Annotated in this window: 16 protein-coding genes and 1 tRNA gene; 5 read left to right on the top strand and 12 right to left on the bottom strand. The window is 38.7% G+C overall.

What is annotated here, in order from left to right; genetic code table 11:
- Positions 1 to 2: 2 nt before the first annotated feature.
- The 6 genes from JW841_05010 to JW841_04985 form a co-directional block, all read right to left on the bottom strand.
- The gene (locus tag JW841_05010; protein MBN1960284.1) at positions 3 to 1943 is read right to left on the bottom strand and encodes a cobalamin-dependent protein; all 1941 of its coding nucleotides are present in this window, start codon (positions 1941 to 1943) and stop codon (positions 3 to 5) included.
- Positions 1944 to 2461: 518 nt separating this feature from the next.
- Positions 2462 to 3250, bottom strand: a complete 789-nt coding sequence (cysE, locus tag JW841_05005) for a serine O-acetyltransferase (GenBank protein ID MBN1960283.1) — start codon at positions 3248 to 3250, stop codon at positions 2462 to 2464.
- 21 nt (positions 3251 to 3271) lie between these two features.
- Positions 3272 to 4315, bottom strand: a complete 1044-nt coding sequence (gene hydE, locus JW841_05000; GenBank protein MBN1960282.1) for a [FeFe] hydrogenase H-cluster radical SAM maturase HydE — start codon at positions 4313 to 4315, stop codon at positions 3272 to 3274.
- A gap of 10 nt (positions 4316 to 4325) precedes the next feature.
- A complete protein-coding gene (gene mnmA / locus JW841_04995; protein MBN1960281.1) occupies positions 4326 to 5435 on the bottom strand; it encodes a tRNA 2-thiouridine(34) synthase MnmA in 1110 nt (369 codons plus the stop codon).
- A gap of 18 nt (positions 5436 to 5453) precedes the next feature.
- Complete coding sequence (locus tag JW841_04990; protein ID MBN1960280.1) at positions 5454 to 5888, bottom strand: Rrf2 family transcriptional regulator; 435 nt, start codon at positions 5886 to 5888, stop codon at positions 5454 to 5456.
- Between the two features lie 289 nt (positions 5889 to 6177).
- On the bottom strand, positions 6178 to 7791 hold the full coding sequence (locus JW841_04985) for a hypothetical protein (GenBank protein MBN1960279.1): 1614 nt from the start codon (positions 7789 to 7791) through the stop codon (positions 6178 to 6180).
- A gap of 661 nt (positions 7792 to 8452) precedes the next feature.
- Between JW841_04985 and JW841_04980 the strand changes: the two genes are divergently transcribed.
- From JW841_04980 to JW841_04970, 3 genes are all read left to right on the top strand, one after another.
- Positions 8453 to 9499, top strand: a complete 1047-nt coding sequence (locus JW841_04980) for a hypothetical protein (GenBank protein MBN1960278.1) — start codon at positions 8453 to 8455, stop codon at positions 9497 to 9499.
- A gap of 49 nt (positions 9500 to 9548) precedes the next feature.
- Positions 9549 to 11057 (top strand): hypothetical protein, encoded by a 1509-nt coding sequence (locus JW841_04975; protein MBN1960277.1) that lies wholly within the window; start codon positions 9549 to 9551, stop codon positions 11055 to 11057.
- A gap of 65 nt (positions 11058 to 11122) precedes the next feature.
- Positions 11123 to 11515 (top strand): hypothetical protein, encoded by a 393-nt coding sequence (locus tag JW841_04970; GenBank protein ID MBN1960276.1) that lies wholly within the window; start codon positions 11123 to 11125, stop codon positions 11513 to 11515.
- An 18-nt stretch (positions 11516 to 11533) separates the two neighbouring features.
- On the opposite strand, the gene JW841_04965 is transcribed toward JW841_04970, so the two are convergent.
- Both JW841_04965 and JW841_04960 read right to left on the bottom strand, forming a co-directional pair.
- Complete coding sequence (locus JW841_04965) at positions 11534 to 12400, bottom strand: DUF1848 domain-containing protein (protein ID MBN1960275.1); 867 nt, start codon at positions 12398 to 12400, stop codon at positions 11534 to 11536.
- 209 nt (positions 12401 to 12609) lie between these two features.
- Positions 12610 to 13740, bottom strand: coding sequence for an ATP-binding protein (locus JW841_04960; GenBank protein ID MBN1960274.1), 1131 nt, complete (start codon positions 13738 to 13740; stop codon positions 12610 to 12612).
- A 384-nt stretch (positions 13741 to 14124) separates the two neighbouring features.
- On the opposite strand from JW841_04960, the gene JW841_04955 reads away from it, so the two are divergent.
- Entirely contained in the window at positions 14125 to 16440 is a 2316-nt protein-coding gene (locus JW841_04955) for a hypothetical protein (protein MBN1960273.1), read from the top strand.
- Positions 16441 to 16628: 188 nt separating this feature from the next.
- Here JW841_04955 and JW841_04950 read toward each other — a convergent pair.
- The 4 genes from JW841_04950 to JW841_04935 all read right to left on the bottom strand — a co-directional run bounded on the left by JW841_04950 (position 16629) and on the right by JW841_04935 (position 19273).
- Positions 16629 to 16704: transfer RNA gene (locus JW841_04950), tRNA-Lys, on the bottom strand.
- A gap of 102 nt (positions 16705 to 16806) precedes the next feature.
- Positions 16807 to 17532 (bottom strand): response regulator transcription factor, encoded by a 726-nt coding sequence (locus tag JW841_04945; GenBank protein MBN1960272.1) that lies wholly within the window; start codon positions 17530 to 17532, stop codon positions 16807 to 16809.
- A complete protein-coding gene (locus JW841_04940; GenBank protein MBN1960271.1) occupies positions 17523 to 18464 on the bottom strand; it encodes a HAMP domain-containing histidine kinase in 942 nt (313 codons plus the stop codon). The genes JW841_04945 and JW841_04940 overlap by 10 nt, the downstream gene beginning before the upstream one ends.
- Positions 18461 to 19273 carry a TatD family hydrolase gene (locus tag JW841_04935; GenBank protein ID MBN1960270.1) on the bottom strand — a complete coding sequence of 271 codons (813 nt, stop codon included), beginning with the start codon at positions 19271 to 19273 and terminating at the stop codon, positions 18461 to 18463. The genes JW841_04940 and JW841_04935 overlap by 4 nt, the downstream gene beginning before the upstream one ends.
- Before the next feature lie 147 nt (positions 19274 to 19420).
- Here JW841_04935 and nadA point away from each other — a divergent pair, with 147 nt between their 5' ends.
- Entirely contained in the window at positions 19421 to 20401 is a 981-nt protein-coding gene (gene nadA / locus JW841_04930) for a quinolinate synthase NadA (protein MBN1960269.1), read from the top strand.
- Positions 20402 to 20583 lie beyond the last annotated feature (182 nt).

Here is a 20583-nt window from a genome sequence, read left to right as displayed (position 1 = left end):
TTTTATACGTTTATTTGTATAAGAGATGATAACTCTTCAGGCAGTTCTTTAATGGCTTGACGCACTACTTCGACTTCATGCTCAAGAACTACAGTTACCTGTTGCTGGTAATCTCGCACTCGTCGTAAAAATGAATGCAAAGCTGCACTCTTGACCAACATCAAACCTTCAAGCCGAACGACTACACCACGTCGCTCTTCAATTAAATATTTTTTAATAGCGTTTGCTAGCTGTTTAGCCTCTTTTTTGTACATCAATCCCCTAGGTGTCACCACTGTCGGCTGCGCACTCCAATTAATATCAAGATTAAAACGACTTTTAGTTGACTTCTTAACGAGTTGCAGAAGTGCATTAGCCTTCTTAATTGGTCGTTGATACCTAGTAGTAATAATTTTAGGCTGATAAACATTTCGTTTTAAAGACACACGAAATTTTTCACGCATAGCGTAAAGTAACATTAAAAGGGCTTGCACTTTTTGCTTTAATGTTGCCGGGCCTAAAGCAGTATCATATTTTTCAGTAACCTTTTGGGTTAGAATACGAGCATTTGCGTTATGCGCAAACTTTTTTAAAGCCAAAAGCGCCGCTCTATAGTATTTAGCTGTTGTTTTTAAATCATCACAACGTTTTATCAGCATGGGATCGCGACAGTGTTTAAGATGTTCATAACCGCGAATTACTGTGTCACATATTCGTAAAAGCGATGCACCTTGAATATTGTAATCGTAGCGAAAAGCCTCACGCAAGTAATGAACAGATTCTGATGCACTGAAATTTGGGTGATGAAACCAAATTTGGTGTTGTCCGTGCCATTCTTCATATGGCAAATCTTCTCGCAATATTCCTTGATCTCGATAATCTTCGTATAGCGCGGTACCTGGCATTGGGCCGAGTCCCATGAACTGAACAAAATCAGAGTTTTGTTCTACAGCAAAGCGGATATCTTCCCAAATGCTTTGTTTGTCATGATGCTCAAGAAAAAGAATAGCCGAAGCCAATACGCTAATACCATGATCACGTAGTTGGCTAATCATAGATTTGAGATCAAGACCACGATTTTTTTCATAAATCTCTTGCTTTGATTCTATACCTAACCAGATAAAATTGACTCCAAGACGACAGAGAAATTCAACACCAAGAGCAGCAACCGTCTCCGCAGAGCTAAAAATGCTAAATTGATAAGACTTATTATGTTTCTCAATAAGTTGCAGAAGTTCACGAGCTCGATCAGGGAGTTTTAAAAAATTCTCATCCATGATGAAAAATTCATTAACCCCGATCTTTTCTTCAATTTCAACACAGATATCGAAAAGCTCCTGACCTGTAGAAAAATATGGTACGTATTTCTTATCAAAAAAATGACTAGTTACACAAAAACGACAAGCATTAGGACAACCTAAACCAGGGATTAGCACGGCAGTATCGGATTTAAGCGGTACCCCCATGACTTTTTTAGAAAAGGCAGATGACACTATGGGGTGTTTAATAGAACGATTAACATCTTCGCCTAACAGACGACGTAACCAACGAACCCCTTCTCCTTGACAAATAAAATCGTGAGTAATCTTATCTTTTATTCCAGGGATACGAACACCATGCCCACCTAGAATAATTTTACTGTTGGGCGCGTACTTTCGTACTAACTCCGCCATTTTTTTCGCTTTGATAAAATTGGGAACAATAAAAGAAATACCCACGTAATCATAATTTTGTTTAATTTCTTTTATAAATTTTTGCTGTGATGGAAAATCCAACACTGTTGTCGAGGCTGAAATATTTTCAGCGAGAAAATGAAGTCCAAAACTTGGATGATTAAAACGTAAAGAAAATACACCTTGTTCTCTTGTTACTTGGTTATGAAAAAGCTCCATAATGTTTTCTTTACGACCATAAGCATCATCTACACCAAAAGGGCCAAATACTGACGTAAGTAAAATTTTCATGAAGCCTTCGATCTTCTAAAGAATTTACTTAAATTGAATTACTCAAAATTCATTGCTGCACTACTCGACGCGAGAATAGCGAGTATGCTTTTTGCAAGTTATGAAATTAAGCTATTGCTTCTTATAAAAATACCAATCACTTTTATTTAAGAAATTCATTGTGGTCTTCCTCTGCGCAATTTAAATAGTGGATATTTAAATTGTATATGTTGTCTCGTTAGTGGCACTGCGAATTGTTGCTGTAGTAGAGAAAGGCTGCGTCGGTTTTAACCGTGGCGGGCTTGGCTCTAGTAATGCCATTTTTCACAGAGTATTTATACTACACCATAATTACTAATTTGGCAAGGGCTGATTGTTACCTTGTTACTGATACGGTATATGTCCGCAGTATAAGCACGGGTAAATGTCCGCAAATGCTGGTGGCATGTCGTAGTAATACTACATGGAATTACGACGACCAAAGAACAACTAATTCCTGGCAAACCTACCAATATAATCAAATAAGGATTGTCAAAATTTTACAGTTCTAGTGATTGATCCATTTCTAAAGCAGGTAGGTCACATGTAGGAGCCCCAACTTGGCGTGCTGGTACACCGGCAACCGTGCAGTGTGGGGGAACATCTTTAAGTACTACACTACCCGAACCTATTTTTGCGCCTTCACCTATAACAATATTGCCTAATATTTTTGCGCCTGCCCCAATCATTACACCTCGATGAACCTTCGGGTGTCTATCGCCGCTATCTTTGCCGGTACCACCTAATGTAACCTCATGTAGTAATGAGCAATCGTCATCGACTACAGCAGTTTCACCCACAACAACACTAGTAGCATGGTCAAATAGAATACCTTTGCCAATACGCGCCCCTGGATGAATATCAACTGCAAATACTTCAGAGACGCGACTTTGAATATGATAAGCTAGAGCCTTACGGTTATTAACAAAGTAATAGTTTGCCACGCGGTACGCTTGCAGCGCTTGAAAGCCTTTAAAGTAAAGCAGCGGTATTAAGTAACCACAACAAGCAGGATCTCTACTTAAAACCGCTTGCAAGTCAGCACGAAAAGCGGTACAGACTTTTAGATCTTTTGAAAATACTGCATTTATTAGATCGCGTAGAGTTAAAGCATTAACCGTAGTGCAACCTAGTTTACTGGCGAGAATGTAACTAAGCGCATCTTCAAGAAGTTCATGACTTAAAACTACAGTATAAAGAAAACTTGCCAGAGCAGGTTCAAATTCGGCCTCACGTTTAGCTTCTTCACGAATTTGTTGCCAAATAACATCGTTAGCGTTGTCTGTCATTTGTGTGACTCCCTGGTTAATTTATCGTTTTATAGCGCTGCCCGGACCAATGCCAATGCTACGATTAATTGAGGCAATGCGTATTTTTATTATAGCATGAAACTGTTCAAAGCTTTCACGAATGCAAGCCTTAGCAGGATAAATTTCGTATAGTTTTCGATAATGCGGGGGGGTTAGATTAGGCATTACAATATTAGCTCCGCGCATAAGACCTAACTCACGACCTTGCTCATAATTTAGTGAAGCCAAGGCTGTAGTGCTTGGCAAATTTGCGCGTGGGCAAACTAAGCGAGTTAAAGCCAGCACCTTATAAGTCATTAATTCAGTATTGGGTACTTGCAGTTCTGCAGGCAAATAGAGGTCGTTTTGCTGATTACCAAGCGGTGTGTTGGGATGCGCGATAAATGGACCAATACCAATCATATCGAGATCAAGTTCTTGAAATAGCTCTAAATCAGCAACTAAATCATCGTATGATTGCCCCGGAATACCTATCATGACCCCACTACCGATTTCATAACCCATACGACGCAACTCTTTAAGCAAGTAAATGCGATCACTAGTAGTAGATGAGCCGATGCGGCCAGGATGTATAAGTTTAAATAACTTTTGGTTTGAAGTTTCAAAGCGTAATAGATAGCGATCCGCACCAGCAATGCGCCAAGCTTGTAATTCATCAAGATTGCGTTCACCTAAACTTAGAGTTATTGCTAACCCAGTTTCATGTTTTATTTTTAGTATAAGAGCAGTCATCCAGTCCTGGGTAATGCCCGCATCTTCACCAGCTTGCAAAACCACCGTGCCATAACCTAACTTTTTAGCTTGTCGAGCACAGATAAGTATTTCATCTGTTGACATACGATAGCGCTGTAATTGACGATTTTCAGCACGTAATCCACAATAGTGACACTTTTGCCGACAATAATTTGAAATTTCAATTAATCCCCGTAAAAAAACAGCAATTCCGACATTAGCACTGCGTATTCGGTCAGCCTCTTGCCAGAGCTTTTCTAAGTTTTTTTGATTTTCCTCACGCAACCAGAGGTGAATATCTTTAATAGATATTCTGCAACTATTAAACACTAATCCACCCCCTGCCTAACGTCCGTTCGCCATCATAAAAAACTGCAGCTTGTCCAGGGGTAATAGCACGTACTTTTTGTTTAAACCTTACTTCCACACTGTTATCTGTATTAGTAGTGACTATTGCTGGGGCTGGTTTATGATTGTAACGAATTTGAACCTGACAATCTAATTCATCTCTCGGAGCATATCCACTAACCCAATTAACATCGTGTGCGCGTAGATAGTCACCATTAAGCTTTGCTTCATCATCAGTAATTATTACCGCAGCATCTGCGGGATTAATTGCACACACCCAACGACGCGTTAGTGAGGCAACCCCAAGTCCTTTGCGTTGCCCAATGGTGAATTTATGAATACCTGTATGCTCTCCTAATTTTATGCCATTAGTATCTATAATAGGCCCACCAATATTTTCGCCCGCGAAAAATTCACGCAACTTTTCGGCAAAAGAGACATCAGAACCAACCAGACATGCATCTTGGCTTTCTTTAGTTGTAGATGTTGCGAGGTTTAACTTATGTGCCATGGCGCGTACTTCAGTTTTAGTAAATTCGCCTAAAGGAAAGAGCACGGAACCTAATTGATATTGGTTAAGACCAGCAAGAAAATATGATTGGTCTTTAATACTATCGCGCCCTCGCAAAAGTTGAAAAGTATCTTCAATATTTTTAATTATTCGTACATAATGCCCGGTGGCAAGCTTAGTAGCACCCATTGCATTTGCCCATTTTAGCAGCATTGAAAATTTAATATGTTCATTACATATTAAGCATGGGCTAGGGGTGCGTCCCTTTTTATATTCATTCCAACTTGGACGTAACACCAACTGCTCAAATTCACTGCTACCATCTACTATGTAGTGCTTTATTCTAAGCTGCTCGGCAACTGATTTTGCACGTGTATTAGCATCGCTAGCACACCCAGTAATTGTTGAGTGGTCTGGGGTATTCTTATTTGTGTGTTGGAGTTTCAAGGTAACTCCAATTACTTGATAACCTTGAGCGCAAAACAAGGCTGCTGCAACACTGCTATCCACACCACCACTCATGGCCACCGCGACTTTTATATTTTTATTTATGTCATTATTTGGGGCGACCATAAAAGACTCCATTAATTCTTAAATTGTGTAGCAATGACGGGTATCAAGGTAAGCTTGTTGTTTTTGAGCAAGTTGCTCAATTGTTTGTCCAGCTAAAACATTATCAATAGCTGTCGCAATATCACACCAGAGATCGCGAGCTACACATGCGTTTGCCCGTAAACAGTATGCAGCATTAATCACACAATCAACTGGTGCATTTTTACCTTCAAGTGCCAAAACAATGTCAAGAGCAGTAATTGCCGATGGGTTTTTTGCTAGCTCATATCCGCCATTAGGTCCACGAACTGTACGGAGCAAACCGGCCGATTTTAAATTCATTGCAATAACGTGAATATATTTGCCTGATATATGTTGATGAGTAGCTATTGTTTCAACCGACTGTGGACCTTTGCCATAATTGTTAGCTAGCTCTATCATAATGCGCAGGCCATAACGGCCTTTGGTAGACATTTTCACTGATTACTTCTCCAATATATCAGCTAAGGTTTCAAAATGTGCCTGACTAAATTCAAACTTTACTTGATTCTCCATAATTACCTGACTAAATGAAAAAATGTTTGGCCATAATTCAATTTATTAAGCATTAATATATAATAGACAACAATGTCAATCGAATAACTTAACTATTTGCTAACTGCCTAATTATACATAAATATTAAGAGGTTATTTGATATAATTATTTTAAAGAACTAAAATGATGAAAAATTCAGAGGTATAAAGAGTGGAAAATTGCCAGAACTTAGCCACCGATCTTTCTAACTATTGCCATAGCGGTATCATACAGCACTTTTGAAATGTTCGACATCATTTGCAGTGTTTGTTGCTGTTTTTGCAGCATATTTTGCAGATCAAGATTGGCTAGTTGGGCATCATCACCAACAGTGTTTAGTTTTTCTTCGTAATTTTTAATTTCGGTTTCGTAGTCTTCTGGGGTTAAACGTGCAGAATTAGGATCACCATAAGGAATGTTTGGATCACCTTTAATGTTATATTTAAATGCTGGCTGGCCATTTTCATCAAGTTGAAAATCTGTGGACACATCACTGAAATAGAAAGCTTCAGGTGGATATTTTTTCATCTCTTCTTCAAGTTCAACAGCGCGAGTCGAGCGGAAGGTGCCAACTTCTGTCAAAGTTTCATCTGAAGTACTTTCATAATTGGTGCGTATTCCATCAATACCGGCTTGACGCATAGTTAGGCTTTCGCCGTCATCCATCTGACCATCACCATCACGATCCTGCCATACTTTAAGATTAGCGAAGTCTGCATCTTCAGAGTTAACAATACCATCGTTATTAGTGTCTAAAGCGGCAAGATCTTCATAGCCATTTGCAGCATCGCGACCGGTTACAGATTTATCACCAAACAGATCTTCGGCTTCGATTTGACCGTTGCCATTGCGATCCATGACTAACACGCCGTCGTCTGGCGCAGCCCATTGAGTGAAGCGTGTTTCAGAAATTTGGGTTCTTTCAGTAGTAGTGGTGGTAGTAGTAGTAGTAGTGGTAGTGGTAGTTATCTCATTAATACCATCAGTTGTAATTACGTTATGATCAACAGCATTTTTATCAGTTTCAATAATAGGGTCTAATTCGGTTTCGGTGTGATTAAGTAAAAAGCCATTGTCATCTTCTATATTAATTAGCTCTATTTCTCCATCGCGATCTAAGTCTATTAGTAATGGGTCACTTCTTCGGCGTCGTGGATCATCCCATGCCAATGCTTCTTTTTTAACCTTAATACTTACATCTGTATCAACATCAACGGATGTTGTTGAGATGATTTCTTCAGTAGTTTTTGTTTCAAATTGAGCATCGCTAGTTAGGCGATTATTTTCAACTTCCCATTCTTCAACCAATAGTTTGGCTTTGCGTAAATCTGCTAAATGGTCTCGAATAGAAGCTTTTAGATCGTTAAAAAATTGAACTTTTTGAGCATAAAAGCGTAAATCGTTTGTGGTTTCCATGTATGATTGACGCAACACATGCTGCACCAAGGCATTAACATCTTGCGGTATTTCGCCTTTAGGCATTGAGGCAAAACATCTGCTCCAACCTTTAAGAGCGATATCTTTAGTTACATGGCAATTTTGTGAAATAGTTGATGCAAATGACATCAGACTTTCAGCCATAGCTGGGGGAATATCGGATTCATTGTTGTCGTTGGCATTAAATGACGAAATCTGCGTAGAAATAACAGAGGATGCTTGCCCAAACGACATGTTTAGTAGTTGTTCATTAAGTGCTTCATAACCTGTTAATTTTTTTTTCTGTAGCTTTAAAAGCGATGGATCATTTTGGCTATTGTTGTCGATTTGGAAATTTTGGGGTCCAGTGGTGACGGTCTTAGTCATGGCGAAACCTTAAAATGAGTGGCTAGTGGCCTTTATATTAGGAGTACACTTGCTATTATCTCTTTGGATGATTAGTTTTACTAAAAATTTAAAATAGATATTCAGTCGAGAAAAATAATTTATACAATCGAACAGATAATTATTAATAAGAGAGCCACATGTAAAAGTCGAACCACCACCCATTTTCGTCACTCCCACGCGAGTGCTGACTCTTAGTCTCATTCTTCACTTTTATCGGAATTGGATTCCTACTTTCGTAGGAATGACGAGGAGTTTCGTAAAACTCTCTACGTCATGCCCTCGAAAGAGGGCATCCAGTAAAGCCTAATAAAATCGATCATTTACAGAGATGAGATCAAGAGTCAGCGCGAGTGGGAGTATATAACTGGTTGATATTAAAAAACATTTTAGATTGTAAGTTTGCGCTTAGAATGATGTTATTTTAGTTATAATTGTAAATTATATCGACTTTTGCAAGTAGCTTAAAAAAGGATTTTTTATCATATTTACGCAATATTATTAAATCATTTTTACTTTGAAAAAGCATTTGTGTTAAAATTAATCAACTTGAGCAGTTAGAAGTTTTTTTTTCACCTTAGCAAACAAAGAATGAAAGAGGCTGCCAATGATGTAGCGAAGCATCCAGGTATCGTTGCTGGTGGTGGTATTTTCAGCATGCTCAGTTGATGTTCCTAACATTGATGACGAATCTGTCAAATTTTTATGCGACAATAATGATGATTGTGCTGAGGGCTATGGATGCTATGAAGAGGATTATTGTAAAAAAATTTGCGGCGATAATTGGTGTGAATTTGTTGACACTTTAATCGGACAAGACAATTGCATTGTTCCAAATTGTGTACAAGCTGGGTGGGAGTGTGGTGCGCTTTCAGATAATTGCGGTGGCTGGGTTTTTTGCGGAGAATGCCCTGATAATCAGACTTGCGGTGGTTTGGGGGCTGAAATCGGCCATTGTGGCGATAATATTCTTCCGGGTTCTGCTGAAAATCCCGCAGGTAGTTGTTTTGAAATTTTACAACTTTCCGGTGGTGAAGCTACTAATGACATTTATTGGGTATTAGCTGGGGGAGTTGCATCTGCGACACCAGTACAAACTTATTGCGATATGAGCGGTGGTGGCTGGACCTTAATAGGTGAGGTAGCTGGCAAGTTTGATATGACTAATATGTGGCTGCGTAATCAAAATAATGTCAACAATTTGTTAACCGATACAATTGAAGATGGCACATTTGCATGTATTGATGCAGTGGCAATGGCGGTAAATCGAGCGCAAATGATTCGTTTAAGCAATACCAATAGAACAAGATGGGTTAAATGGGAAATGCCGCCTAATCGATTATTGGCTACTTGGTGGAATCATAACACAGGAAACACCTTAATTGCAAACGCACAAATCTACGAAGCTGTGGTTAAACGTTGGGACGGCGCCACTGAAAGTTGTCGACAAAATATCTTCGGGGTGATGCCATTTGATGAGCATGGGGGTAGTTTCCCTTATACGAGTAATAATGATGGTGGTAATACTACAGAAGGTGATCTTTGTATGGCTGTAGGGGTACAACCAGAAAATAGAACTATTGATGGTTTTACCCAAAATGGTAATGGTTTTGATGCTCCCATTGATGATTACGATTGGCCAAATGCCTCATTAGCCAATCCTCCGAAGTTAAAAGTTTGGCTACGCTAGACAAATGCTGCCTATGCCCTGTAGGGTCTAGTAAATAAAGGTCGTAGGTATGGCAGAAATTCATAATCGAAGAGGTGCTATTAGTGATGAGGCAATTCGCGAGCAATTACGCGAAAAAATGCATAAGCCTCGTGCTACTGATGATGATGTACGTCAGCTCCTTCGTGATATAGCTAAAGATAAAGCGCGGATAGCAGAATTAGCGAAAATAGACGTAAAAAACCTTTCGAATGAAGTGCAAAAAGCTCTTGGTCGTTTCATTGCTCGCGAGTTACGTGGTCAATTGCCAACACCTTTAGCTCAGGCACTTACGCAGGCATTAGTTGGGGCTCCGGTTATTCAAACTTTAGTAAATCGGTTAGCTAATGCCTATGGTGGTGAAGCGTTAAAAACTTTACCCCAGGCTACTTCTCCTGAAGGCGCCCGCACCCAAGCTAGTGATGGCACAGCACCGCAACAAGCCTTGCGTTGGGTGCAATTTGTGCAGCATGCAACTCATGTTCCCGGCGGTGGTTTGCAAAGTCGTGCTGGTTTTGCAGCACCCAAGGGTGAAATGGCATTGCTTGCCGAAATGCTGGGGCAACGACAGGTTAATATTAACGCTGCCGGTTTTCGTGCACCCAAGCTGGTAGAGCGAGAGTTAGCCCAGTTGAGCCCTGGGCAGCGTACTATGCTCATGAAGATGACTTTTGGTGATAAGCTCGCCAATCAACTTATGCAGCTTGGTATTCAAGATCCTATGGGATTAGTACGTGCTGGGGCTTTGCCGCAAAATCGAGCCGATCTTGCTGCTGAATTAGGTATTGATCGTGGCAAGCTACTGGCATTGGTTATGCGTACTGAATTGTTAAAAATTGGCCCTGGGCGTAATGGCGAAATGGGAATAAAACCACATTTACTTGGCCCTTTATATAAAAGCGGTATCGCCATGTTAGGAACGATGTCGGCAGTTAGAAGCCTGCGTGGCAGTGAAAGTTCAATTATATACAAAATATTACATCAAGCCGCTGCCGGTTTTGCTAATGCAATGCAAGGAAGAGCTATACCAGCTAAACGTGATTTGCTGCATTGGGCACGTACCGCTGCACGCCGCCCCAGTGATATTTTACTTGCTGACGCAGATGACCTAAAAGAAGGTCATCTTTCGCGCGATGATGCACAAGAACTTATAATGGCGTGGTATTTAGAAAATCTTTTTTGGGATGCTTTTAATAACCGTGAACATATTCGTAAGGCTCTTGAACGTCAACGACGTGAAGAGGAGCAGCAGGCTATTACACGACGTGAAGCTGACGACGAAGAAAATCGTAGACGTCAACAAGATGATCAGCGTGATCGTGAAGATGAAGAGCGGCAGCGTGAAGATGACCCATTTGCCGATTTTGATTATGATCACGAACGTGATGATAAACTAATGTGTTTTTGGATTACTGATTTCAATACTACACCTGGTGTTCTTAATAGTATGAGACGTATGTATGTATGTATTGATCCAGATACCGGTGCGATAATTCCCCAACAAGTCGAAGCGGATATATTGCCTACTTATCATCAATGATGGTTCGACCATTTGCCCAGCTTAAGGGCGCCCAGCTTAAGGGTTTTGTATATTAAGAGTGGTTAATGACTAAAAAGAATGATTCACCAACACCGCTAGCAAATCAAGCGAGTGAACAAACATTACAAGAAGCATTGGGCCTAGGCGCGATAGTAAGCGGTAGCGATGATACTAGTCCACTGTTGCCATTAGACATACAAGAACCAGGTATGCCAATATCAATGCCAAGGGTCAGTGTTAACGATAGTGAACTTATAAATAATATACAGCGATTAACTGCTGGCAATGCTGATAAGGCTCGTGAGGCTTTGACCAATGCGCTTAATGGCGAAGCCTATATTTCAGCGGATCTGCCTGATGCACGCGCTATGTTATTAGGGATAGCTCGTGCAATAGTCGCTTACGGTGTTAATAGTGAAGAGTTAGTTAATGTGATTATTGATGCGATTAATGAGTAGATTTTAAAATTACAATACTTATTGTTTTACACTGTTAATACTACTTTGCGGTTTGTTGCTTGAAGTTGCATAGCAATAAATACAACCATGTGAACAAGTGTTGTAAGCGCCGATGTCACGGCTTTTAACACAATTACATTGACTACGTTGATATGGATCTTTTTTTGAGGATACTTGTTTATTAAAAAGTTTATGAATAAGTTCAGCATCAATACAACTGCCGGCTTTGATACCATTAGCATTAAGATCTAAGGTTTCAGAACAACTATAAATATCTAAAGCATTATCACCTGCGATTGCTGCTAAATTAGTTGCTATTTGTGCGATAGTAGAAGAGATGGATTTATTGATTTGCAAATGAGTATCAATGCTGTTGATAGTAGCCAAGCCTTTGTTAGCATGACGGTAATGATGATCAACAAAACTAATGATTACTCGTTTACTATAACCATGCAAGTGCTTTGCAATATGGGTAAAGTTCTGTTGGTGAAATTTTTGGTTTAACTGTTCACTAAAAATAATCGGATCATAACGCCAAATTACACGCTCAGGGCCGATAAGCTCAGCTAATTTATGATAAGTTTTAAAGCTCGCATCGATAGCAGGAACATGCGGTTCAATAGCTGGGCCATAACCGGTGATAGTATATAGAAAATAATAAGCAAATCCGCGTTGATTGAGTTTTGATAGATATGGTAATAACGGCGCGGCATTTTTGGTCCAAAATACGATAACATCAACATCTTCGGGATTAAGTGAAATGCGTGAGATTTGTTTAGGATTAAATGGATTAGCTACTTCGCAGAAGCCGTTGGCAATTTGTTGCATGAGCCACGGTGTAAAAAAAGCGGGAATATCGGTGCGACGGCTGCAACTAATAATCATTAGTGTTAAAGTTAGATGATTTTACGTGAGTTTTAAATAGGGGAGCAGAAAAAAATACTTTATTAAGGGCAGAAGAATTAAAAAGGCAAAGCAAGCCTATGGTATTTCTAAAGTTACTAACTTATTTCTTAAGTAAGGGATTGTACAGGATATTATCGAATTAAAAAGTTCTGAATACATGTTTCTTAAGATCATGTGTTCAACGGTACTCAGACGAATGATTGGAGGAATTCCGTGACATTTACACAAAGTATTTTTTTGTTTTCGATGCGTTCATTCCCTCTATAGAGTATAATCGGAGTCGCTTCGGGATAGTCCTGTATGAAAGCTTTTAACCCACGTAGATCTTCGGGCCTGATTTTGCCACTGTTTTTCACTTCAATGGCATAGAATGCTTCAGGACCATATATGATGAAGTCAACCTCCAATCCGGTCTGCGTTCGCCAAAAATGGAGTTTTGCTTTATCAATATTATCAACCCAGGCACAGAGATTCTGATAGACAAGCGTTTCAAGGGCGATACCGTCAATTTCTTGCGGCTTGTCAAGTGGGCCGGAGGGACGAAGCGTTCGAAAAAGTCCGCAATCAAAAAAATAGAATTTTTCATGCGCAACTACTCCACGTTTCATTCTTTTTCGAAATGGAGTGATTGTCGACGCTATTAATAGATCCTTAAGAATGGCGATGTAATTACGAACGGAATTAACCTGTACCTGACATTCGCGGGAAATGTTCGCCACATTGATTACACATCCCTGTGAAAAACTTATTGCCTCAAGGAAACGTGAGAAATTTTCGATATTTCTTACAATTGCCTCGGCCTTCACCTCCTGATCTAGGTAAATCTGGATATATCCTTCAAGTGCCTGGTTGGGATCATCGGCACTCCAGACTACCGGGATCAGGCCTTTTTCTAATACAAAATCCAGGGAAAACATGTTCCCCAATTCTGCAATGGTAAATGGATGCATTTTTTTCACGCCCGCTCGCCCGCCAAGTAAATCGGTATTAGTACGTTTTAGTTTTCGGGCACTTGATCCTGTAAGAATAAATTGCAAATTCGGATATTCTTCAATCAGGGCATGCACAAGGGGTAACAATTGCGGTACACGTTGAATTTCATCGATAATAATAACTTTTTTATACGCATTGGCCTTTACGAAATCGCTTAAACGCTCTGGTCGAGTAAAAAAATTACGATATAGTATAGGTTGTAAAAGGTCGACGAATGCTGCATCAGGATAGTGATTATGCAGCCATGTCGATTTGCCGGTTCCCCGAGGACCAAATAAAAAGAAATGCTGGGAAGTTGGTTGTATATGTCGTTTTATATGATTCATATGGTAAAAATACAATGTTATTGTAGATTTTCAATAAAAAAAATACAATAATATTGTATAATATTGTTATTCGAAATCAATTTGCAAGTTGCCTATATTTAGACAAAAGCTCGGTAAGTTTTTTGATAGAACAACCGTTATCAATACGTGTCAACATATCAATCAGATACTCATGCACATTTATCACTAGGCTTAGTTTTTCCACTAACTAGTTTATTTTACGGTGTTTTTAAATCCGCGAATAAAATTTTTGGCAACATTTTCAATTTATTACCGATGAATCAATAAGCAAAACAGAAAAACAGTTGCACGTTGTATCACATAATGAGGTGAGCGGATACCGAGATATTTGCAAGGGGTGCAAGCAAAATATAGTGAAAGCATATGAGTAAACCTGTTGATAATAAACCAGCTTTACCAGCGATTGATCTTAGCAAATTTCAGGGCACGAGTTTTGAAGCGGCGGTTAAACAACTTGAAGTTGCTTGTGAACAATATGTTAAAAAACATGATGCAAATGCGGATGTAGATGGCGAACCTGATTGGTTACTTAAAGCTGACGAGCAAAAAGCTATAATAGAGACTAATCCTGAATATCATAAAATATTTAAGCTACTTAAAAACTACCCTTTGGGGGTATGGTCAAATCAATATGATTTATATAACCTCAGTAAAACCTTGCTGCAATCACAAATCGAGCAATTGCATAACGCTACTTTAAAAACTCAAGATGGATTAGCAAGCTACAATATAACAATATCTTGTGATTACGCTGAGGATGATAATCAAGATATCAAAGAGGCTAATCACTATAATAGCATTTGGGATGCTCCCGAATTGCAAGGTCTAAAAAATGAACTTGATATGGCAATTATTCGTCAAACGAATGAAGGCTTGTTTGATGATGTTGCGGTAGATGTAATAAAATTAATATGCACACCATATTATAAACAATATAATAAAAAATTTAAAGCCATTAATTTAACATGGGTCAAAGAAGGGCAACGGTTGGCTTTTGCCTCAATAAAATTTATAGGTGATGAAGTTATAATATTAGCTGAAAGCTTATCAGATGTCCGTAAGGATTTGCCTGGTGCACCAAGCGTTGAACCAATCAAATTATCGACATCAGATATTGTTAAAATTAATCATGATGAGAGTCCTTTAGGTGGTACTATTAGTTATTTTGATAACGCGTTAAAAATGCTTGAAAGCGTTGTTCATATAACATATCGCAAATCATGGCAGCAGTTTCTACAACAAAAACAAAAAGAGGTAATGGCTGTAGTAAAACAGCATGGTTATGATGGCAAAACAGTTAAACAGGCTAAGCCATTCAGTTATGTTAAAAATGCTCCTTTGTTAAAGGGTATTCAAAATAAGTTAGAGGATTTACCTTATCTTGCCGTAGGGGTGCCAATAGATACGTACCCAGAAGGTACAAAAGAAGCTTTTATCGAACTTGAAAATTTAAGTAAGAAACTGCCAGATAACATAAATATAATTAAGTTTTTACAAAAATCAGGTTCGCTAAAGAGTTTACGTAACTATTTTGCTTTTATTGCTTGGTATTTTAATAAACAACCATTTCTTGATTTTTCAAAGTCTAAGTTCGTAAATTATGTTAACGAAAAGACACCTATAAAATCTTTAAACTTTGCACAGATACGTGAGAGCGGCCTTTACCTAAAAGTTCATGGTTATGAATGTTATCATAAAACCTTAGGCTTTTATTTGGCTATAACTGATGAAGAGTTTTCTTTAAAAACTTATAATGATTTTGCCTACAATGGCTATTTTCAGGTGACTTATCTTAAAGATAGATTGCCATATAAATATCGTCTGCCATTAATGATTGGTGATGATGGCATTGACGTCCATTCATTTATAGCCTTAGCAATAGAAGATATGGAGAAAATTAAAAAAGAAAATAAGCTTGAATCAATTATTGTGTATAACGTTTCAGATCAACATGAGCGAACTTGGATAGATAATCAGCCACCACAACGGCTGTTTGGTGAAATCACCGATTATGTAGATCAACAAACAATATCTTTACTTGGCAAGGTTATACCATCAAATTCTTATTGGGATTATACCGATATAGATATTGTTGCTCTTGATCGAAATAAAAACGGTAGAGAGCGAAGTCAGTTTTTAGAAAAACCCATTTCGCAAGTATGTATGAAGATAATTAACGAACAAACAATTACTGATAATGACTTAAATATATTGTATGAGGATGATATTCTTAATGTTATAGAAGCATTAAAAAGCTATGCGGGCAAAAGAAAAATCAGGTATGGAACAACATCATTAGAAGCCAAACTGCAAGAGATAATATATGATTCCACAGATAAAAAAAAGCAACAATGGACGGTAAAGGGTGTTTTAGAAGAAATTTCAAGACACTCTGTAGAACCATATACCTATGATGCATTTGCAGCGCGTTTTTTTGTAATGGATGTTGATGCGGGTCAAAAAATACGAAAACAGAATAATATAGTGGTTGTGATTAAGCCAGACGTATGTGGTATTAAAAATTATGAAGAGTTAAAAAGTAAAATTGATAATCGTAAGATGTCCAAATTTATTTTAGAACCATTTGCAAACCATGAATTTGATGGATTTCAACTGTCTGATGATATGGATGGTAGAGGATTGGGTGAATATTTCTGGGTGACTGAATTTCTTTGGTAATTATTAAAGTTTATTATTTTATCTAAATAAATAAAACTATCAGAAAGCATGAAAGCTAGGCTTGACCTCTAGCACCAATGCCTACCGGCTTGGATGTTTTCTTTCACTTCAAACAAGCTGACCTGCTCTTAAAAATTAAAGCGCGCTAGAGACATTACAGTAAAGGATGTGTCCAGAAAATACCCTTTTGGTGGGCGCAGAGGGAATCGAACCCGCAGCCCGCGGATTAAGAGTCCGCTGCTCTGCCAATTGAGCTATGCGCCCGCCAAAAACAGTGGTGCTGCTAATACTCATTTATACAAGATGTCGTCAATAGTTAGGCTATAAAAATTATTTTTAACTTGAGCCAACTTTAGCTTTTAATGCTTAGTTTGGCGATGGAATAAATTTATATCCCGAACCGCGATGCGACACAAAGTGAATAGGTTTTTCGGGATCCGGTTCAAAGTGTTTACGCAAGCGCACAATAAAATTATCTACAGTGCGTGTATTAGGAAAATTTTTAAGCTTCCATACTTCTTCAAGCAACTCATCACGACCGATAACACGACCAGGGTTGCGTGCAAAATAACGTAGCAGTTCAAGCTCAAGGGTCGTAAGTTTCACCGCGTTTGTACCTACTAATACTTCTTGGGTTTGAAAGTTTACTCGTGCTGTCCCAAACTCAAGTACTGCTTCACCAATACCATTATCAGAATTTACATCCCAGCGTCGACGACGTAGCATTGAACGAACCCGCGCTAGTAGTTCGTTTAATTCAAAAGGTTTAGTGACATAATCATCAGCACCAGCGTCAAGACCCTGCACGCGATCTTCAGCACTATTACGAGCGGTCAGCATAAGAATTGGTGCTAAGTTATTGGCATCACGTAAACGACGGCATAAATCAAAACCATTACCATCAGGCAACGTGATATCAAGAATAATCGCATCATAACCTGGTGCTGACATGAGTAGTGCGCCAACTTCGCGAGTAGTACGAGCTAAATCGACATCATAGCCCTCGAGTTCAAAATTTAATTTAAGCGCTGAAGCTAAATGTTCTTCATCTTCGACAATCAATAAATATTTTCTTTCGTCACTCAAATCGATCCTCTTGTAGTTTTGCTGGCCAGGGGTAATTCTACGCAAAAGCTGGTGCCTTGTTTAATACCATCAGAATGAACACGCAAACTTCCTTGAAGGTTGCGTACTAATGACGCTACTACGAACAACCCCAAGCCAGTACCATTGCGTTTATATACCATTTCGTTAGGAACGCGATAGAAGCGTTCGAATAAACGTTTTTGATTTTTAGGCGCAATGCCAATGCCATGATCTTTTACTTCAATAATGGTTACATTTTTATTATTTTTAGCAGAGATAATGACTTCGATAGGATCATTTGAGTATTTTATTCCATTATCTAAGAGATTTTTAATAATGGTTTCAATTGCAGTGGCATCACTATTGATAAGTAAATTATCAGCAATATTAATTTTTACTGAATTAGGTTTTAGCTTATAACGTGCAGATAAACTTTCAACGCAACGTTGGGCTAAATCATTTAAGTATACTTCTGAAAGGGTAAAACTGCGCCGACCATGGGATAAACGACTAGCTTCAAGAATATCATCAATAAAAGTTGTAAGACGATCAACATCACTTAGCATCATATGTCGTAAATTTTTAACTTGTGGCTCAGTTAGATTAGGGCGTGCTAAAGTTTCAAGCCCAAGTTTGATTGATGCTAACGGGCTTTTAAGTTCGTGAGTAACTGAATCAATAAAGGTTGTTTGGCGTCTAACTTCAAGAATTTCGTGAATTAAAAAAACACTAAATAATATAACGACACTTAAAATAATGCTAAACGACACCAAACCAGCAATTAGCAGCCAAGTATTTTGTACTGCGCGTCGAGTAATGGCGATATTTTGTAAACTAACTAAGGTCCAACCAACTAGTAAAGCGATAGTTAGGGCGACAGCAATACTGCCGAGAATAATAGGTAATGATATAGAACGATGATGTATATGATATTTCATGGAGTGTTTACCAAAGGGTTAATTCGAAATAACGCGCAAGTGTTTTCCTGGGTTATTGCTTTAATTTTTTCAATTTTTTTATTACGTATTGTCGCAACTGCTACGGCGATATCGTTAAGATATGCGGGTTCACAGCGCCCTGGCCTATGACCTACAGGCGTTTGATCCGGAGCATCAGTTTCAATAAGTAAACGTTGTAATGAGATTGCTTGTACACTGGCATGTACGCGACGTGTATCAGGGTAAGTTACCGGGCCGGTAACGCCAAAATAAAGGTGATCATGTTGAAAATCACTCAGCATATGGACGCCACCACTATATGAATGAATAACCGCTCCAGCATTTGGTACACCGGTTTCATTTAGTAACGCAGCTAGCCTACGATAAGCGGCTTTACCTCTAGCATGAAGAATTAACGGCAAATCAAGTTCAAATGCTAAATCGATTTGATAGTGAAGAATGATTTCTTGGCGAGTAAAAGAAGCAAGTTCAAGATCAATACTAGCATCAAGACCGCATTCGCCAATGGCTACGATATTGCTCGTGCGCGCGAGCGCATCTAATTTAATGAGGTTTTTTAGATCATCGGCTTGGTTGTTAGATAGTAGACTAACTGGGTGTAATCCTAAAGCAACATAGCATTGAGGCTGATGGTTTTGTTGGGCTAATTTTAAAATATTTTGCCACGAGGCAACATCGACTGCTGGTACAACGATAGCATTAATACCTACAGCTCGTGCTCGACTAAGAACGGCTTCACGGTCAGAAGCAAAAATTTCGTTATCAAGATGACAATGTGAGTCGATCATTGTTTGTGCTTAAGTTTTTAATGCTTTTTATTTAATTAACATCTTTCTTTACTGATAATATTGCCTTACATGCATGACAAATCAGGTATTACAAGCAAATTATGGAGCAGTTGTTATATTAGAAGTAGATTGTGAAGGATATTTTTAATGAGTGCAAATGACACATTGCTACAAAAAACCACAGAAGAATCGTTACCTGAGGATCTTTTTGCAGCTATAGAAAAACTTAAACGTGAACGTGAAGCAGTCATTTTAGCACATTATTACCAGGATGCGGATATTCAGGATCTTGCCGATACTATTGGAGATTCTTTGGTTTTAGCCAGGGCGGCACAAAAATCGTCAGCGAAAGTAATTGTCTTTTGTGGTGTACATTTTATGGCCGAAACCGCTAAAATACTTTCTCCTGATAAGAAAGTGATTTTGCCGGATGTTAATGCGGGGTGCTCGCTTGCACAAGGCTGCCCAAAAGAAGAGTTCGTAAAATTTAAAGCAGAACATAAAGGGCACGTAGTGGTAAGCTACATTAATACTACTGCAGCAATTAAGGCTTTATCAGACTATGTTTGCACCTCTGGCAATGCAAAAGCGGTAATTGAAGCTATACCTAAAGAACAACCTATTATATTTGGCCCCGATAAAAATCTTGGCCGCTATTTGTCTGAACAAACTGGACGAAAAATGGTTTTATGGCCGGGGACATGCGTTGTGCATGAAACTTTTAATGAACGTCGAGTACTTGAACTGTTAGAACAAAATCCTGGCGCAGAGCTCATTGCCCATCCAGAATGTGAAGAACCGGTGCTGCGCCATGCACATTATATTGGTTCAACTAAAGCTATGCTTGATTATACGCAAAAAAGTCCAGTACAGACTTTTATAGTTGCTACTGAAATCGGTATTTTACATCAGATGCGTAAAGCTTCACCGAGTAAGAATTTCATTGTAGCGGCGCCAGCTACCCTCACAGAAGCATCATGTGGTTGTAGCACTTGTGAGTATATGAAGCTTAATACTTTAGAAAAGTTATATTTATGCTTACGTGATATGCGACCTGAGATTGAGTTAGCGCCAGAATTAATTGCAGCAGCACAAAAGCCAATAAAGAGAATGGTTGCTATTGGTTAGCTTTGAGAGCAACAAATAATTGTAACTAGAGCCACTTGCAAAACTCGATAATATTAATAATTATACTAACAATAACGTCATTCCCGCGAAAGCGGGAATCCAGGAATGTTATGTAAAAACAATATGTTATGGACCCCCGCGTTCGCGAGGGTGACGATGAAAAGGTTATTATGGTATTTTTG

This window comes from Deltaproteobacteria bacterium (assembly GCA_016931625.1).
In the GTDB taxonomy this organism is placed as follows: domain Bacteria; phylum Myxococcota; class XYA12-FULL-58-9; order XYA12-FULL-58-9; family JAFGEK01; genus JAFGEK01.
The sequence above is the reverse complement of the archived record's forward strand: the minus strand, read 5'-3'. Positions and strand labels throughout refer to the sequence as shown.

Bases quoted from the DNA above. Each gene is read 5' to 3' on its own strand.
- JW841_05010 (MBN1960284.1), bottom strand. From the start codon at position 1,943: ATGAAAATTTTACTTACGTCAGTATTTGGCCCTTTTGGTGTAGATGAT.
- cysE (MBN1960283.1), bottom strand. From the start codon at position 3,250: ATGACAGACAACGCTAACGATGTTATTTGGCAACAAATTCGTGAAGAA.
- mnmA (MBN1960281.1), bottom strand. From the start codon at position 5,435: ATGGTCGCCCCAAATAATGACATAAATAAAAATATAAAAGTCGCGGTG.
- JW841_04990 (MBN1960280.1), bottom strand. From the start codon at position 5,888: ATGTCTACCAAAGGCCGTTATGGCCTGCGCATTATGATAGAGCTAGCT.
- JW841_04985 (MBN1960279.1), bottom strand. From the start codon at position 7,791: ATGACTAAGACCGTCACCACTGGACCCCAAAATTTCCAAATCGACAAC.
- JW841_04975 (MBN1960277.1), top strand. From the start codon at position 9,549: ATGGCAGAAATTCATAATCGAAGAGGTGCTATTAGTGATGAGGCAATT.
- JW841_04970 (MBN1960276.1), top strand. From the start codon at position 11,123: ATGACTAAAAAGAATGATTCACCAACACCGCTAGCAAATCAAGCGAGT.
- JW841_04965 (MBN1960275.1), bottom strand. From the start codon at position 12,400: ATGATTATTAGTTGCAGCCGTCGCACCGATATTCCCGCTTTTTTTACA.
- JW841_04960 (MBN1960274.1), bottom strand. From the start codon at position 13,740: ATGAATCATATAAAACGACATATACAACCAACTTCCCAGCATTTCTTT.
- JW841_04955 (MBN1960273.1), top strand. From the start codon at position 14,125: ATGAGTAAACCTGTTGATAATAAACCAGCTTTACCAGCGATTGATCTT.
- JW841_04940 (MBN1960271.1), bottom strand. From the start codon at position 18,464: ATGAAATATCATATACATCATCGTTCTATATCATTACCTATTATTCTC.
- JW841_04935 (MBN1960270.1), bottom strand. From the start codon at position 19,273: ATGATCGACTCACATTGTCATCTTGATAACGAAATTTTTGCTTCTGAC.
- nadA (MBN1960269.1), top strand. From the start codon at position 19,421: ATGAGTGCAAATGACACATTGCTACAAAAAACCACAGAAGAATCGTTA.